The organism is Rhodococcus sp. AB351, assembly GCF_049538275.1.
In the GTDB taxonomy this organism is placed as follows: Bacteria; Actinomycetota; Actinomycetes; order Mycobacteriales; family Mycobacteriaceae; genus Rhodococcus.
On record NZ_JBMVFW010000016.1, the window covers coordinates 62,897 to 79,916 of the forward strand.

6 protein-coding genes and 1 pseudogene are annotated in these 17,020 nt (G+C 63.9%); 4 read left to right on the top strand and 3 right to left on the bottom strand.

Annotation, left to right across the window (positions count from 1 at the left end; genetic code table 11):
• The first annotated feature begins 179 nt into the window (after positions 1 to 179).
• Positions 180 to 4,523 (top strand): PDDEXK-like endonuclease domain-containing protein, encoded by a 4,344-nt coding sequence (locus ACPCXD_RS20750; RefSeq protein ID WP_423661082.1) that lies wholly within the window; start codon positions 180 to 182, stop codon positions 4,521 to 4,523.
• Positions 4,524 to 4,613: 90 nt separating this feature from the next.
• On the opposite strand, the gene ACPCXD_RS20755 is transcribed toward ACPCXD_RS20750, so the two are convergent.
• From ACPCXD_RS20755 to ACPCXD_RS20765, 3 genes are all read right to left on the bottom strand, one after another.
• Complete coding sequence (locus ACPCXD_RS20755) at positions 4,614 to 5,603, bottom strand: linear amide C-N hydrolase (protein ID WP_039958818.1); 990 nt, start codon at positions 5,601 to 5,603, stop codon at positions 4,614 to 4,616.
• Between the two features lie 181 nt (positions 5,604 to 5,784).
• The gene (locus tag ACPCXD_RS20760) at positions 5,785 to 7,521 is read right to left on the bottom strand and encodes an alpha/beta hydrolase (protein ID WP_006554795.1); all 1,737 of its coding nucleotides are present in this window, start codon (positions 7,519 to 7,521) and stop codon (positions 5,785 to 5,787) included.
• 109 nt (positions 7,522 to 7,630) lie between these two features.
• Positions 7,631 to 9,349, bottom strand: coding sequence for an alpha/beta hydrolase (locus ACPCXD_RS20765; protein WP_423661083.1), 1,719 nt, complete (start codon positions 9,347 to 9,349; stop codon positions 7,631 to 7,633).
• A gap of 420 nt (positions 9,350 to 9,769) precedes the next feature.
• On the opposite strand from ACPCXD_RS20765, the gene ACPCXD_RS20770 reads away from it, so the two are divergent.
• The 3 genes and pseudogenes from ACPCXD_RS20770 to ACPCXD_RS20780 form a co-directional block, all read left to right on the top strand.
• Entirely contained in the window at positions 9,770 to 16,459 is a 6,690-nt protein-coding gene (locus tag ACPCXD_RS20770) for a DUF3320 domain-containing protein (RefSeq protein WP_423661084.1), read from the top strand.
• A gap of 65 nt (positions 16,460 to 16,524) precedes the next feature.
• Positions 16,525 to 16,671 (top strand): annotated as a pseudogene (locus ACPCXD_RS20775) (transposase); the annotation flags it as partial.
• 82 nt (positions 16,672 to 16,753) lie between these two features.
• Positions 16,754 to 17,020: transposase (locus ACPCXD_RS20780; RefSeq protein ID WP_423661085.1), on the top strand; the 267-nt coding region annotated here is incomplete at its 3' end.

Here is a 17,020-nt window from a genome sequence, read left to right on the forward strand (position 1 = left end):
CATCGGCGGCGACGGCGCGTCGAAGTGTCACGAGCGTCACGTGGGACCGGAAACGGGCATGTCGATCGGTACTTCTAAGGTGGACATGCCCGTATCCGTCGACGGGCGGAAGGACGTCCGCAGGGGTGAGTGGAGTGCGAGTGGAGTCAGGCGAGAGCGAACCCGAATTGAGGGATCGCGTGCAGCGCCTGCTTGCCTTCCTGGCCGAGCTCGTCAAGGCCCGCAGTGCGCCCGTCCGCGTCGTCGACAAACACCGCGCCGTGATGTCCCTCGAGGAGGGAAACATCAGGGCCGGCCTGCGTGCCCACGCCGCGTCGGGCGACATCGTCCTGCGCGCGCGTCGCGCTCAGCTCGAAGAGCCCCCGCGCCCGCCCGCTGAGCTCGCGAAGTACGTGCACGGGGACATCGCGGATTCCGCCGTCGAGCCCGAACTCGACCCCCAGGCCCTTGGCATCGACGGTCTCGACGCCTGGCTGACGGACTGGCGGACGTGGGCGGTCGTCGACCGCGAGCGTCAGGCGGCCTCGCATCTGTATTCCTTCCTGCAGCGAGCGATGCTCGACCTCGAGGACCAGCCCGAATCGCTGGAGCTCGTCGTCGCGTCGGGTCTGCTGCACCTCTCCGAGGGTGTGGCGGGCGCGCGGGTCCACACGCACCTGATCACCCAAGCCGCGCTCATCGAGCGACAGGGCGACTCCGGCGACCTGGTGGTCCGGCTGAGTCCCAGCGCCGGGCCGTCGCTCGAGGACGTTCAGCTCCTCACCGGCCTGGAGGTCTTCGACCCGACGAGTGTCCGCGAACTGCACGATGCCCTCGTCACCCAGGTCGCGTCGCCCCTCGACCCCGCGGCCCGCGCGTTCCTGAAGGGCTGGGCCGAGCGTGCGCTCACCGTGCCGGTCGACGTCGTCGATCGTGCGGACGAAGCGTCGTCGTCGGATGCGTTCGTGACGCCGTCGCCGGTGCTCGTGCTGCGCAAGCGTGGCGCCCATGCGCTCATCGAGTACTACCGCCGCATGACCGAGGCGGCCGCCGACGAGTCGAACCCGGTGCCGCTCGGACTGGCACAGCTCGTCGAAGCGATCGAACCGGCCGACCGGGTCGCATGGCTCGACCGCATCGGCACGCCGTCCACCGAGTTCACCGGCGAGCAGCTGCTGCCGCTGCCCGCGAACGAGGAACAGCGCGACATCATCGACCGGCTCGCCGGCGACAGCGGTGTCGTGGTCGAGGGGCCTCCGGGCACGGGCAAGACCCACACCATCGCGAACATTGTCGCGGCGCTGCTCGCGCGTGGGCAGCGGGTGCTCGTCACCAGTGAGAAGGCGCAGGCGCTGCGCGTGCTCCGGGAGAAGCTCCCGTCCGAGCTGCAGGAACTGTGCGTGGCCGTGACCGACCCGGTGCACGGCGGCACCGTGGAACTCACCCGCAGTGTCAGCGAAATCGCCATCCGCAAGGCGCAATTCAACGTTCGGCGCGCGCAGGAACGCATCGACGAGCTCACCGCGCAACGCAACGACGCCCTCGACCGTCGCGCGACGCTGATGGAACAGATCCGGCAGGCGCGCGCGGAGGAGACCGAGGTCCACGCCGACGTCGCCGCCGGCTACGAGGGGACGGCCGCGTCCATCGTCCGGCGGGTCCGCGCGAACGAGGCCAAGTACGCGTGGTTGCCCGCGCCTCTGCTCACCGACACCCCACCGCTGACGGTCGACGAGCTCGTCACCCTCCACTCGCTGCACCAGCGGTCGAGCGTCGAGCGCGCGCGCCGTCGCCAGCAGCGCTTCCCCGAACTGTCGCTGCCCACCCAGAGGGAACTGCAGTACGCGTGCGCCGCCGTCTCGCAGGCGTCGAGCGGCACGACCAACGGTGAGACGCAGGGGCTGCTGCGGATCCTCGAGGATGCGTCGCTCGAAGCGCTCGGCGGTATCCGCGATCTGTGCGAGCAGCTACAGGGTGCCCTGGAGGACGCGGATCGGCTCGACGCGCGGATCCAGCGCGTCGCCGACGACGTCCTCTCGGGCCGGGCCCAGCACCTGTGGGGGAAGACCGCCGAGCTCGCCCGGCTCGTGCAGGCCGCTCAGGAGGCCGACCGGATCGTCGGTGCCAGCTCGGTGGACATCTCGGTGACGGGACGCCAGGCCTTCGAGGCGTACGACGCGCTCGCGCGCAAGCTCGAGGCGGGCGACACGTGGCGCAGCGGATTCAGCCGGTTCCGGCGCAGCGACGAGCAATCCGCCGTCGAAGCGCTCGGGGAGATCGCGACCGTCGACGGCGTCGCCGCCACCACCGCCCAGACGGCGCGCATCGTCGCCGAACATCTGCGTGCGCTCGAGGCGATCCGGGTCGCGCGGGTGGTCCTCCGCGACCTCGGAATCGACATCGAACTCGACGAGGCGCGCAGCCGCGCCGTCGGTACGCTCGCATTCCTCGACCGGGATCGCGCCATCGTCGACAATCTCGTGGCCCGGGTGCACGACGTCGAATCCGCACTGCGCGAAGTTCATCCGGGTGCTCCGCGGATCACCAGCATCGAACAGGCGCGGTCCACCGCCGAGTCGGCGCGGACCATCGCCGCAGCGGGCACGGCGGAAGCGAGCAAGAACTGGCTCGAATCCATCGGCATGTACGTGCGGGGCCAGATCTCCGGGGGAGCGTCGCCCGAAGGCCGCGCGCTGGCCCGCGCCTTCCACGACGCCGACTTCGACGCCATCAACGCGGCCCTGGACGCGTGGGATCGGGCGGCAGGGGAGCAGCGCGAGGAGCTGGAACTGGTCTCCCTCCACGCACGCCTGACCACCGCGGCACCGGCTCTCGCGCAGGCTCTTGCGGAGAATCCGTTGAGCCTGGCCTGGCCGGTTCGCCTCGCCGACATCGAGGAAGCGTGGGCGTGGCGACGCGCGGACGAGTGGGTGCGACGCTTCCACGAGCGCAGCGACGACGGACAGTTCGAACGCGACCTCGACACGCTCGAGAAGGACATCGCGCGACTCACGACCGAGCTCGTCGAGGAGAAGGCGTGGAGCGCATGTCTCGACCGCACCACCGCCGAGCAGGTGCAGGCACTCCACTCGTACCGAGATCACATCGCGAGCATCGGTAAGGGCACCGGCCGCTACGCGGAGCGTTATCGGGCGGCGGCGCGCGAGGCCATGCAGGTCGCGCAGGGGGCAGTGCCGGCCTGGGTGATGCCGTTGCAGCAGGTGCTGGCATCGATTCCGCCCGAACAGAATTCGTTCGACGTCGTCATCGTCGACGAAGCGAGCCAGACCGATATCAGCAGCCTGTTCCTGCTGTGGTTGGCACCGCGCGTGATCGTCGTCGGCGACGACAAGCAGTGTGCACCGAGCGCGGTGTCGCTGGGCGCGCTCGACGGGGTGTTCAGCCGCCTCGATTCGTATCTGCCCGACATCCCGAACTACCTGCGCGACAGTTTCACTCCGCGGTCGAGCCTGTTCTCGTTGCTGCGGTCGCGGTTCGGCAGCATCGTCCGGCTGCGCGAGCACTTCCGGTCGATGCCGGAGATCATCGCGTGGTCGAGCGACCAGTTCTACGCCGACGACCCGCTGGTCCCCATGCGGCAGTACGGCTCCGACCGTCTGCAGCCGCTACGCACCACACTCGTCGAGGACGGTGCCGTCACCGGCCAGAACTCGACGCTGACGAACTACGCCGAAGCGCACGCCCTCGTCGACACACTCGTGAAGTGCGTCGAGGATCCCGCCTACGACGGTAAGACCTTCGGTGTGGTGGTGCTGCAGGGGCAGTTGCAGGTCGACATCATCCAGAACGAACTGCTGGACCGCCTCACGCCGGAGCAGTGGGACGAACGCAGGCTCCGCGTCGGCACGCCCCCGGACTTCCAGGGCGACGAACGGAACGTGGTGTTCCTGTCGATGGTCGTGGCGCCCGAACAGAACATCGCGGCGTTGACCCGGACCGAATACCAGCGACGCTTCAACGTCGCGGCCTCGCGTGCCCAGGACCAGCTGTGGCTGTTCCACTCGAGGACCATCGACACGCTGCGCCGCACCGACCTGCGGTACTCGCTGCTCACCCACATGCGGACGACGTCCCCGCGCCCGGCCGAGCCGATGCCCGCCGGCGTGACGCGTGACGAGCGGCACGAGGCATTCGACAGCCTCTTCCAGCAGGACGTCTTCCTGGACATTGCCACTCGCGGCTATCACGTGAACCCGCGGGTCGAGGTGAACGGCCACTTCATCGATCTCGTCGTGACCGGGGCGGCAGGCAAGCTGGCCGTCGCCTGCGACGACGAGCAGTGGCACACGAGCCCCGACCGGCAGAGCGCCGATCTGGAGCGGGAGCGTGAACTGCACCGCAGCGGCTGGAAGTTCTGGCGGGTCCGGGAATCGGAGTACTACCTCGACCCGGTCGCGGCCATGGCCGGGCTGTGGGAGGAGTTGGAGCGTCGCGGAATCGCGCCGGGCCGGGTGGATGCAACGGTCGTCGACGACACCGTGGATGCGGGTACACGAACGATGACGGGGATCGACGACTACTGAGACGACTCGGCCGCCCCAGCGTTCGCGGTGGCCATCGGATGGAGAAAGATCCCCGAAGGGAAGGCATCCGGGGATCTTTCGTGTGCAGATCTATGACGGCATCGCGATGAACGTCAGCGGATCCGACTTCTCGAATCGGCCGCTGACATTGCCCGCGAGGCCACCTTCGAGTGCCGTGTCGCCCAGGAGATCGAGCTTGCCCGCCGGTACGCCCTCCGAGAGGTCGAGATCGCTCAGGTCGACCCACACGATGTTGGGGCGCGTCGTCGATTCGAACACGTAACGCTTCTCGGCGAGGTCGGCCACCGTCTGCCAGATCGTCTGCGAAGCATACGGTTTTCCGGGTTCGGGTACGCGGAACGGCTGCGCGGCATTGCGGATCACGCTGAGAACGCCCGCGATCGCCTGCACTTGGCTCTGCGGTTCCGGAAGGCTGCCGACGTAATGCGCTGCGCGAGCGAACCTGTCGGACGCATTACCGGTGCCGGGGAGTGGTGCCTCACCGCCGAATCCCTTCACCTTCTTCAGCAGTTCCAGCTGTTCGCCGTAGGCGGGGGAGTTCGTCATGACGGCGTAGTCGCGGCTGTGCCAGACCGTCGGTGTGCCGTCGAGGTATTCGATGATCGCGGAGTCGCCGGTCGCGTCGTCGAGTGCGAGATGCACGGCGGGTACCTCACCGGTCGCCGGGTCGCCCAGCGGAACGACCTGCACGCCGGTCTTCTCGATCCAGTCGACGGCCTCGGCGACGGTCGCGAAGTTGTCGAGGAAGTACTGCATCCACACCGCAACGCTGAGCGCGGGTCGGCTCTTGTCGTGGGTGCCGTAGTCCGATTCGGTGAGCCACAGGATGTGCCCACCGAGGCCGGCCTCGTTGAGTCCGTCGACGGTCATCATGTCGTAGGCACCCGCGACCACACTGCCGTACTTCGACGTCCACGAGAGTTGTCCACCGACACCGTCGTCGCGAGTGATACCCCGGGGGAGCGCCCACAGATTGGTGGCGGTTTCGCGGTGGTAATCCATGTTGCGTCCCACGAGCACTTGACCGGACGGGCCGTTCCACACAACTCGTGTGCACATATGCGACACCTTCCCGCGGTAGATCCGCGTCGACGAATTATCGATCCCCGTGAATCGACGTACTCCGGTTCGCATTCCTGTGTCGATTCACAAGCGATATCGAGGTTGTATCACGGGGTGGTGCGAGAAACCTGGAGAAAACTCGATTCGCCGGACTAAGCGGGAGGGTGAATTCTCCTCGTCACTCATCCGACGACAGTGCGTCGAAGACCGCCTTCACGCGCACCTCGTCCTCGATGCCGAGAATGTCCGCCCAGAAGAACCCGGCCTCGGTCGTGTAGGCGTGGCCGTGGCCACCGGGCACTTCGGCGGCGAACACCATGTCAAGCGTGACCTGCCAGAACGTCACGAACGGAATCCACGACATCCCCTTGTCGATGTCGGCGCCGCGCTCCTCGCGCAGCCAGTCCGGGCGGTGCCGGACCAGTTGGGAGGACCACCACACGATCGGATCGCTGGGATGCTGCCAGTACACGATGCGGGGAGATTCCCAGTCGCGCAGGCCGTCGAGTTCGGTGAGGTCGTCGGGTGTCGCAGCGAATCGCACGTTCTGCCCGCCGTAGATGACCGGGAGAATTTCGCGACTTCCCGGATCGCGCGAATCGGTGATACGTCGCCACTGCTCTGTGAAATTCGGTGTGCCCACCCAAAGCGCGCCGTCGGTTCGGGTGATCATGTCCTGCACGCCGGCGAAGGCCGATTGACCTCCGTACGAGCCCAGTGATTCGCCGAAGACGAGCAGCTTCGGCCGGGTTTCCGGATCGAGGACACTCCATCTCGCGTACACCGCCTCGAACAACGCGCGACCTGCATTGCGGGGCGAGACCCGGTCGGCGAGGAAAGCCAGGGGACTGGCGAGAAACGAATACTGCATGGCTGCGATGGCCGAGTTGCCGTCCGAGAGGTATTCCAGGGCGGCGGCGACGTCCTGGTTCACCCAGCCACGACCTGTCGTCGTAGCCACGGCGAGGTACTCGCGCTCGAAGGCGCCTGTGCGGTCGAGTTCGGCAACGACATGCGAGGCGAGCACCTCCATCTCGTCGTAGTCCGTGTAGCCGTCGAGACTGTCGAGGGAGCGGTAACCGGCGTAGACGCGGATCGGCATCATCGCGGGTTCCCCGGTCACCGCGGTGATCTCCTCCGGAGACGGACCGCCTGCGACGAACGTGCGCCCTTCACGTCCCAGCGAATCCCACGGTTCGAGAGATGCGTCCGACCCGGATCGCTCCGGCGCCTGTGGCTGCTCGACCCCGTCGGCGGTGCCCTCGTCGACGGCCCTCGCCGATCCGTTGGCGATCCGCGCGATCTCCATCGACAGCAGACCTTCCACCGCCCAGAACATGATCAGCCCGACCAGCACGACACTCACGATGCGCGCCAGGGGAGCCGGCAATACGCGGACGACGAGTCCGGTGACCCATTGCGCCACGTGCCGCAGACCGCGGCCGATGACGAGCAGGAGCAGCGTCACCACCACGGCGACGAGCAGCACACCCGGATAGTCCCAGCTGCTGCCGGGTTCCATCCCGACGAGTTCTCGGCTGATGTCCTGCCACCACGAACCGAGGACGAGGAAGGTCGGCACCACCACGACGGCGACCGCTGCGAGCAGGTACCAGCCGACCTTCTTGACGGTCGCCGACCAGTTCGTCTCGAAGCCGCACTTGCGGACGATCCACGCGACGAGCACGCCGATGCCGTAGCCCGTGATGACGCTGATGCCGGTCGCGACACCCTGCAGGTACCAGGGGCGTGGAAGCAGGGACGGCGACAGCGACCAGCAGTAGAACAGCAGCGCGACGGCGAGGCCGACCGGATGGAACCGGCCCAGCCATCGCAGGATCCCGTCCTTCAGCCGAGCCGAGAACGATGGGGATGGCTCAGGAGGTGCGGGCTGTGTATCGAGGGTCGTGGTCATCGGCGGTCGCTTTCGTCGGTACCAGGGCGCAGGAAGGCATGGCGAAGAGACGGAATGCGAAGCCGTAGGGGAGAAGCTAGCAGAGCCTCGGGCAGCGTGCCGTGTTCGACTACTCGTCTGCGGTGTTCAACTGTTCGACGGCCTCGGCGATCCGCTGCGTGTCGGTGAGCGTCCACCCCTCTGGGGACGTCACGGCGGCCCAGCCGTAGGGGATGAGGTCCTCGTAGTTGTGGCCGTGACCGACGGGTGGCGACGTGCCGACCATGATGTCGGCCGCGACCTGAGCGAAGGTGACGATGGGGTACCACCGCATCGACGGTGAGCGATCCGTGCCCGGAGGTTCGGCGAGCCAGTCGGGTCGCTCGAAGAGCAGTCCCGGTCCCCACCACACCACCGGATCGGACGCGTGCTGCAGATACAGGACCCGCGGGTCGTTCCACGGTCCTTGCTGGTCCTCGAGCGTCTGCAGGTCGGAGGCGAACCGTACCGCGACGCCGTCTTCGTAGACGGGCAGGACCTCGGGGCTGCCGGGATCGCGATGGTCGACGATGCTGCGCCACAGCTGGTTCGAGTTCGGAGGTCCGACGAACAGCGCGCCGTCGATCTTGCTGCGCATGTTGGAGAGGTCGTCGAAGGCCGCCTCGGCCGACTGCGAGCCGAGGCTCTCGCCGTAGACCACGAGCTTCGGGCGCTGGTCCTCCGGCAGTTGCGACCAGCGTTCGTGAACCCCGTTGATCAGTGCGTTGCCGGCTGCCTTGGCAGCGGAGCTGTCGACGAGGAAGGAGATCCAGCTGGGTAGGAAGGAGTACTGGATGGCGGCGATCGCCGAGTTGCCGTTGTAGATCGCCTCGATCGAGTCGGCAGCGAACGGGTTCACCCACCCGGTTCCGGTGGTGCCGGCGACCACGAGGATCTCGCGTTCCCACGCCTTCGTGCGGTCGAGCTCGTCGAGGATCAGCTGTACCTGTTCGTCGGTGGTGCCGTCGGCTTCGAGTCCCGCGTACACCCGTATGGGTTCGAGAGCTGGAGTGCCGTTCAGTTCGGTCAATTCCTCGGCGTCCATCCCACCGGCGACGAACGTGCGCCCCTGACGACCGAGGCTCTCCCACGACGACGGCGATGCCGGGCTGCCCGACCGTTCGGGAACCTGAGGCTGCTCCACGCCGGGGTCCGTGCTGTTGTTGTCGTCGGCGAACACGATTCGTGCCGCCATTGAACTGCTCGCGAGCAGAACCTGGTCGACGAACACGACCACCGCGAGCACAAGGATCACTGGCGCGAGGACGCCGGCCGCGGCGACCGGAACACGCAGACGGGTCGCGAGGAACTCCGCGAAGCGTCGTCCGACCCACCGCAATCCGCGTGCGATGTAGAGGAGCGCGGCGAAGATCGCGACGCTCACGAGACCGGTGCGGAGATACGCGAAGCCCGTCGTGGTCTCGATGCCCATGAGCGCACGGACTTCGTTCTGCCATTCCGCCGCGGCGAGCAGGCTCCCCAGAAGTGTCCCTACCGCGACGAGAGCGACCATCACCTCCGCGACGCGGCGGACCGTGTGGCGCCGTCGCCACCATGTGAGGCGCGGCGCGATCCATCGTCGCGCGGGAAACGCGACGAGCACACCGATGCCGTAGCCGACGATGCCCGTCACGCCACTGATGAGTCCCTGGAAATACCACTCACGGGGGATGAGGGAGGGACTCAGGCTCCACGCGAAGAAGAACAGGGCGACGACGAGACCGACGAAGTCGAGGCCGAAGACGGAGAGGTGACGTCGGGTGCTACTACTCGACTCGTCGGTTTCCATATGCGTGGCGGGAACGGTCACGATGCGACAGTAACTGCTACGCAGCGCTACGGCCTGACGTCCGCTTCCCTACAGGTACACCGTAGGAATGCGAGGTGCGAATCATCCAAACCATTGCAACTCCGCTTGCGGGCAGACTCTGACAATTCGCGGGTAGGAGACCTGGTTCATCGCTGCAATCGGCGATCTTGTTACAGGGACTGCGGAATGGCAGGGCGCCTTCTCGCCTGTCGGACTGAACGGTAAGAATGTCTGAGATGTGCGGGCGGCTGCGTGTAGTGACGAGGGCGGGGAGGTTGATGTGGCGGTGCGTGTTCGGGGCACACGAGTGCGAGCGTGTAGAGCAGAACAGACGAACTCATCAGTAGTACCGGGCGTGTAGGACCCCCTGGCTCCCGTTCGCAGGCAGCCAGCCCGACGATATCGATAGCAAGGATCAGCGTGACGACTCCGACGAGCTTCGGCAATGAAAACGACCTCGAACGGTTGAAGAGCATTATCGGTCGGTGGCGTACGTCGTTGGTAGATCTGAGTGGCCGAAATCGACTACTGAACTTTCGTCATACACAAGCCGCGACTCTGGAGATCAAGCAACCTTCGCTCGACGAGCTGTTCCTCGGCCTCGAACGCGGTTGGGATTTTGCCCCACTCCCGGAGGAGGAGCCTCAAGCAGGCGCCCGTCTCCGGGCGGTTGCCGAGCACGAGGGTGAAGGCATCGTCACGCAGAAGACCACCGCCCCCACTCTCGACCGGGCGCTTCAGAATCTTCGTCGACGATCGACCCAGGTCTTCAATGATTACGGCATTTGGACCCTGCAATTGGGCTTCGGAATGCTCAACTGGCGAGAGGACGGAGCAGAAACCGGGAGTGACGCCCCACTGATCTTGGTACCGGTCCTTCTCGAACGTACATCGACTGGGCGAACCCGCCTTGTGTTGAACGAAGACGAGGAGCCGAAACTCAATCCTGCACTTCCGGTCAAACTGGAGCAGTTCTACATCGACTGGTCTCCTGTTGCGGAACTGGATCCTACTGATATCGATGCTGTCTTGACGGCGGTCGAAGCCTGTGTGGACGGCAAGAGCGGGTGGACGGTATCCGATCGAGTCGTGCTGGGACTCTTCGCTTCGCACAAGGAATCCATGTATCAGGATCTCTTGGACAACGAAGCTGAAGTGGTCCGCAGTGACCTGATTCAGGCGGTGGCACTCGGGCCCAGTGCCAACCTGGCACCCGACCGCTTCGATTTCGAGGAAATCGAACTCGACCGAATTGATGAGCTTTCTCCGCCGGAAGACAGCCCGCTCGTCCTGGATGCGGACGCATCTCAGCGACAAGCGGTAGCTGCCGCGGTCGCCGGGCACTCATTCGTCATGGATGGGCCACCGGGGACAGGCAAGAGCCAAACCATCACCAACATGATCGCTGCGCTGATCCATGCAGGGCGAAGTGTGCTCTTTGTCAGCGAGAAGGCGGCCGCGCTCGATGTCGTGCTCGATCGCCTTCACTCGGTCGGCCTGGATTCGTACGTACTTGCGTTGCACAGCAAATCCACGAGTCGCGCCGCCGTTGCCAAGGAATTGGGTCGTGCATTGGAGGAGGAACCGCGCGCTCCGCGACTGGAACATGGAACGAAAGAAGAGATCGAGCGAGCACGCGAACTGCTTACGGGGTACGCGGATGCTATGAACGAGGTGCGTCGGCCGCTCCAGCGTACGCTGCATGATGCGATAGGCCGAATCGCAAATCTCGCCGATGCCCCTGTTGCGTACGTTGATTCACCCGAGGAAGGGGGTCGTTTCAATTCGCAGGCGCTAACCGGTCGTGACTTGGCCAAGATCGTTGACGCGGCCGAGACCGTTGCTCGCGGTTGGGTAGCGGTCGCTGATCCTCAGTTCCCATGGCGGAAACTCCGTCCGGAGGCAACGAACATCCGGCCGTCGCTCGAACAGGCGCAGGCAGCACTTCATGTGTTGACTGCGGCGGTTGAGCGCTACCGCGAGATATCCGAGAGCACACTATCTCTCGCGAACGAGCATGATGTCGAGCGGTTCCTGCAGTTGCTACGACTCGTGAAGTCGCGTCTCGACATTCCGCAGTGGTGGCTCACCACGCTGGATTTCGTCGACGACGTCGAGGAAGTGGTGGACCGATTCCTGGAAGAGCTGGGAACGGTTCACGAAGCCGTCTCCGGTGCTCACTCGACCGGCGGTGAGCGTTGGAGGGAGCTTCCCCTTCGACTCGAGTCGGAGGCGGGCAACTCCGAGCGTGCACTTGGAGAACTGACGCCGACGGGGCTCGTCCTTGCCACGCTCGACGAGAACAGCCTGCGTAACACTCTCATCGAGTTCCGGCGTCTATCCGAATCTCTGGAACGGACCCACCTGCATATTTCGGCGCTAGCAGACGACTTGGGCATGTTCCCTCCCCGTGACGGGCACGAGGCAGAGATCGTGTGCAAGATCGCCGAGCTTTCTCTAGTCGATCACCGTCCGCTGGAGGGGTGGTTCGTACCAGAGGGCGTGCTGAGGGCGCGGAAAATTGCGACTGCTTTGACGGGCGAGAAACTGACGAGCTTCTTTACCAGACGGGACAATACGCAGCAAGCGATCGAGTCGGCCTCGGCGGAAGCAGGACGCAGATGGCAGCAGCTTGATCGTTCGCTCGTAGCCGGCCGGTCGAGCGGCGAGCTTGCACTCACAAGCCTGGATCCCTCAGGAATGGATCTCGAACGGTGGAACAGCAGACAACTTCGTCGGATCAGGGAAGTGTTCGACGAATCGGTTGAGGGGTTGGCGAACGCCGATGAACTCGCGACGTCGCTTGCTCACAATCTCGGTTGCAACGAACCCGAAAATATAGAAGATGTGCGGACACTGATCGAACTTGTCCACCGGAGTGATGGTCGAGACAGGGCCCTCAAGGAGTGGTTCGATCCCGATGTGCTCGTGCAGGTCCACGAAGCCGTGGGGCGGATCGAATCAGCAGTGGATCACCTACAAGCTGTCAAGGAGGAAGCGGGTCGCTTCTTTCTTCCATCGGTCGTAGAAGTGCCCGATCTTTCTGACGCCATCACACGACTGACGGAGGGTCCTCGTGGATTCGGGGCGCTGTTCTCGCGGCAGGTGCGTTCGGATCGGAAGGCCATAGCTGGGCATACGGTGAACGGTAGCTGGAAGGCTGACCTCTACGATGCCTTGCACCTGGCGCAGGAATGGCAAGCGGCACATCGCGAACTTTCTCGCATGTGCACGTCCTACAAGAACCTCCTCGGACGTTTCGTGGACGCTGACGCTCTCGAAATCAGGACTGAGCAGCTTCGGGCAGCTCTTACTCATGCAGAGACGATCCACGAGCTCGTGCCGAACCTACTTGTGAATCCGAGGACGCGGAATATCCTGGGTGAGCGACTGGGAGACGGCGATGCATTGGACTCCGCCCTTGTCAGTACGAGCCGGCGTCTCGACAAACACCTCCAGGCGTGGACGCACGTTCTCGAAATTCGGGAATTGTCCGAGATTGCACCATCCTTGGCTCACCTGTCACTGGGGCGCACTACCTACTGGGTCCAGGCTCACCTCGAGCCGCTCGCGTTGGCGTGCGACTTCATGGACGAAGTATTGCGAATCGTCGGTCGCTTCCGGGGGGACGGCAGCGAACACACGCTGGGCAGTGCTCGGGCTGCTGTGATGTCTGCGCACCACGCGCAGGATGAACTCGCGACGTTTCTGAGCACGGAGAGCGAGGACCGGAAACTTCTGGGAATGCTCTACACCGGATTGGATACAGCATTCGAGGTTGTAGTAGATGCGGTCGCCAGTGACTCCCGCTCCGCGAGTCGGCTGTTGCGTGACGCGATCGAGGACCTGACGAATGACGAGGTAGGGCATCTCACCTCCGCTCAGATCGAACTCCTCGGTCGCTACGCCCAGGACGGCAACCCGGACGTAGAACCCTTGTCCATTGCTCTGGGAGCTGCCGAGTCCGTCGCGCATTACGCATCCGATGTTCTCGACGACCTCGGTCGCCGGAGCAAGATGGCATGGGCGCTTGCTGATGGACGTTCTGTTCCCGAGGGCTGGCTGGAGCGGGTCGAAGACGCGCGCAAGATGGTCGCGAATTGGGAAGGCGACGTTCGACAAGCAGTCGTGGGGCCGTCGGGACCGGCCCTGTTCGAAGTCACTGCCAGCAGTGCTGCGAGTTGGATGCACGCGCATCTGGACCCGTTGACCCAAGCGCTGGATCTCGTCAGCACCGTATCGCGCGTGGTCGACGACCGGCGGCTCAACGTAGAGTCAGCACGTGCTGCGGTATCGAATGCCGCAGCGGCTCGGCGTCTCGAGCAAGAATTCTCGGACAATGAACGTGCGCATCGCGAACTGCTGGGCGGTCTGTACAACGCATTCGGTACGGCTCCCGCTGAAATCCGGGATGCAATGGCATGGGCCCATGCAGTGCGCCGTGCGGTCAACGAGGGTGTTTCGAAGCCACTGCAAATCCCTACGGCGAAAATGTTGCTCACCATCGAGCAGGACGACTTGTTGCCTCGGTATCTGGAGGATTGGAAGCGCCAGAAAAATCAGTTTCTCGAGTGTTTCAAACCCAAACGACGCAACGAGATCAAGAGCGAGATCGTGGAGTCTCTAGCAGCTGCGACCGATGTGCTCGATCGACTGGCCAGTGATCCCTACGGGCCGGAAACCTGGGTCACATGTACCCAAGCTCTCAATGTGCTGGACATGTACCGGCTTCGAGACCTTCCGTATCAACTCGCACAGCGAGGTGTCTCAGGAGAGGAATTTCCCGCGGCTGTAGAACGCGCGGTGTTGGTCTCGTGGGTAGAGCACCATTTTTCGTCCGACAGTCGTCTGAAGCCTCATCGAGGCGCGGATAGAGACGAACTGGTTGCTCGGTTCCAGGAATTGGACCGCGAGCTTGTCGAGGCGGCACATGGAGAGGTGATCGCTGCATGCAATGCGAGACGCCCACGGAAGACCACAATCGGCCAAGCTTCCGTGTTGCGACGCGAATCAATGAAGCAGCGCCGGCACATGCCGGTTCGTCGGCTGCTCGACGAAACGCGAGATGTAGTGCAACTCATCAAGCCTTGTTTCATGATGAGCCCCCTTACCGTGAGTCAATTCCTGTCAAGTGACTTCAGGTTCGATGTGGTCATTTTCGACGAGGCATCGCAGGTGCTCCCTCAAGATGCAGTGAACTCGATCTATCGCGGGGACGCGCTCGTGGTTGCGGGCGACCCACGGCAGCTTCCCCCTACGTCCTTCTTCAACGCGGCAAGTGACAGTGATGATGAAGACGAGATGGAAGACGACGATCTAGGGTTCGAGTCCATCCTTGATACCTCCAAAGCAAGCGGCATCCTGCGTTCTCTGCCGCTCCGTTGGCATTATCGAAGCCGGCACGAGCATCTCATCGCTTTTAGCAATCACGAGTTCTACGAAAACTCGATGGTGACCTTCCCAGGATCTCGGGAGGACGGACACGACATCGGTGTCGAGTTCTTCAAGGTCGACGGCATCTACGACCGTGGCGGCCGGCGAGATAATCAGGTTGAAGCTGCGTATGTCGCACAGAGAGTCATCCATCACTTCGAAACTCGACCGCATCTGACACTCGGTGTCGTTGCACTGTCGAAGGTTCAGGCCGAGGCCATCGAGGAAGCGGTCGACAAAGCATTGAAGACTCGTCCGGGGCTATCGCGGTACTTCACGGACAACCGTTTGGATGGCTTCTTCATCAAGAACCTGGAAACCGTTCAGGGCGATGAACGTGATGTCATCATCCTCTCGATCGGATATGGGCCGGACGCTCAGGGACGCCTTCGATCCGAGTTCGGTCCGATCAATAGGGACGGGGGATGGAGACGCTTGAACGTCGCAGTCACCCGTGCCCGGCGCCGCATGGAAGTCGTCGCTTCGTTCCACGGAAGCCAGCTGCCGGACAGCGCGAACAAGAGTGTGCAGCATTTGAAGCGTTACCTGGAGTACGCGGAGCACGGTCCGAACGTTCTCGCCACACAGGTTGCTGATCCTGAGGCGGTGCCGGAGAGCCCCTTCGAAGAGTCTGTGATCACCGTCCTGAGGGAGATGGGGTATTCGGTCCAACCTCAGGTCGGCGTTGCTGGATATCGAATCGACATGGCTGTTCGTCATCCCGACGCACCCGGGACGTACGCGCTGGGTATCGAATGTGATGGCGTGATGTATCACTCCTCTAGAGCCGCGCGCGACCGGGACCGTCTGCGCGAATCGGTTCTTCGTGACCTGGGATGGAAACTTCACAGAATTTGGGGAACCGACTGGTACCGCAGTCGTGGTGAGGCTATCGCGCGTCTGAAAGCGGCGGTGGAAGATGCCTGTGCGGTGAACCCACACCTAGTGCAGGTAGAGCGTCACAGGAATGTGGTGGAGGTATCGCCGACGGTGTCCGACACCCCGGATAGAGCGCACGAAACTACACCGGCGCCGCGCGCGGTGGAGTTCGTGTCGGTCGAAGAAGGCACTCCTGAATGGGCTGAGGAGTACAGGTTTCTCAGCGACGCAGAGTTGCAAGTGATCCGGCAGAAAGCGGTTGACGATCTCGGCTACCACTGGATCGACCTGCAAGATGAGCGCTCCACCCGCGCAGTCTCCCAAGTCGTCCTTGCGGTAGTCGATCGAGAAGGGCCGATCGAGGAAGAACTGATTTTTTCGCGGGTTCGATCGGCGTGGATGCTGGCGAGATCAGGACAGGTCGTCCAGAAGACGATCCGAGCGGTACTGAAGGACCTCGTGAAGAAGAAGAAGATCGTGTCTTATGGAACGGCGTACGATCTAGCGGGACGTGAATCGCGCGTCGCGCGGACACCGACGGCGCAGTGTGCTCGAAAGGCGGGGCATGTTCCGGCAATCGAAAGGCAGCTTGTACTGCAGAAACTGGCTCAGGATTGCCCAGGATTGTCGCGAGCGGAATTGCTTCGCGAGACTGCGAGGTTTTTCGGTTGGGCTCGGCTAGGTTCGGATATCAAGGGGTTGCTGAACGGTGACATCGAAAACCTCATCGGTTCGGGAGCACTCGTGGCCAACGGGCAGGGGCTTTCGGCGCGTTCGACGTCCGCGCGTACTGACTGACCGTTTCAGAATGAGTTCGGCGTGGTAGATGGCGTTCCGGGACGGTTTCGGGCACCGTGTCGAGAGTGTCTGTTGATCTTGTTCCTGACGATCTGTGGGAGCGTGTAGCTCCGCTGCTTCCGCCCAGATCTGCCCGCCGGTTCCGGTTTCCGGGGCGCAAGCCGGTCGACGACCGGGTCGCCCTGGCCGGCATCATGTTCGTTCTGCGCACCTGGCGTGTCCCCTGTGAGTAGATCCGGGTTGTTCTAGAGTCCTGATTGCCCTGGTAAGGGCGAAGAAGGGACGATAGGAATCATGGCGGGACGCAAACGTCACTCGGCCGAGGACATCGTGCGCAAGCTACGCCGGGCCGACGAGTTGGCCGCGGAAGGCAAGAACGGCGAGGAGATCGCCGCCGCGCTCGAGGTGTCGGCGGCGACGCTGTACAACTGGCGTCGTCAATACGGCGGCATGGATGCCGATGCGGCGAAGGAGCTCAAGGAACTGCGGGAGCAGAACAGCCGGCTCAAGCGATTGCTCGCAGATGCCGAGTTGGAGAAGGACGCGTTGCGGGAGATCGCG

What these genes read in the sequence shown, in the direction of transcription:
- ACPCXD_RS20755 (WP_039958818.1), bottom strand. Translation starts at nt 5,603, where the DNA reads ATGTGCACACGAGTTGTGTGGAACGGCCCGTCCGGTCAAGTGCTCGTG.
- ACPCXD_RS20760 (WP_006554795.1), bottom strand. Translation starts at nt 7,521, where the DNA reads ATGACCACGACCCTCGATACACAGCCCGCACCTCCTGAGCCATCCCCA.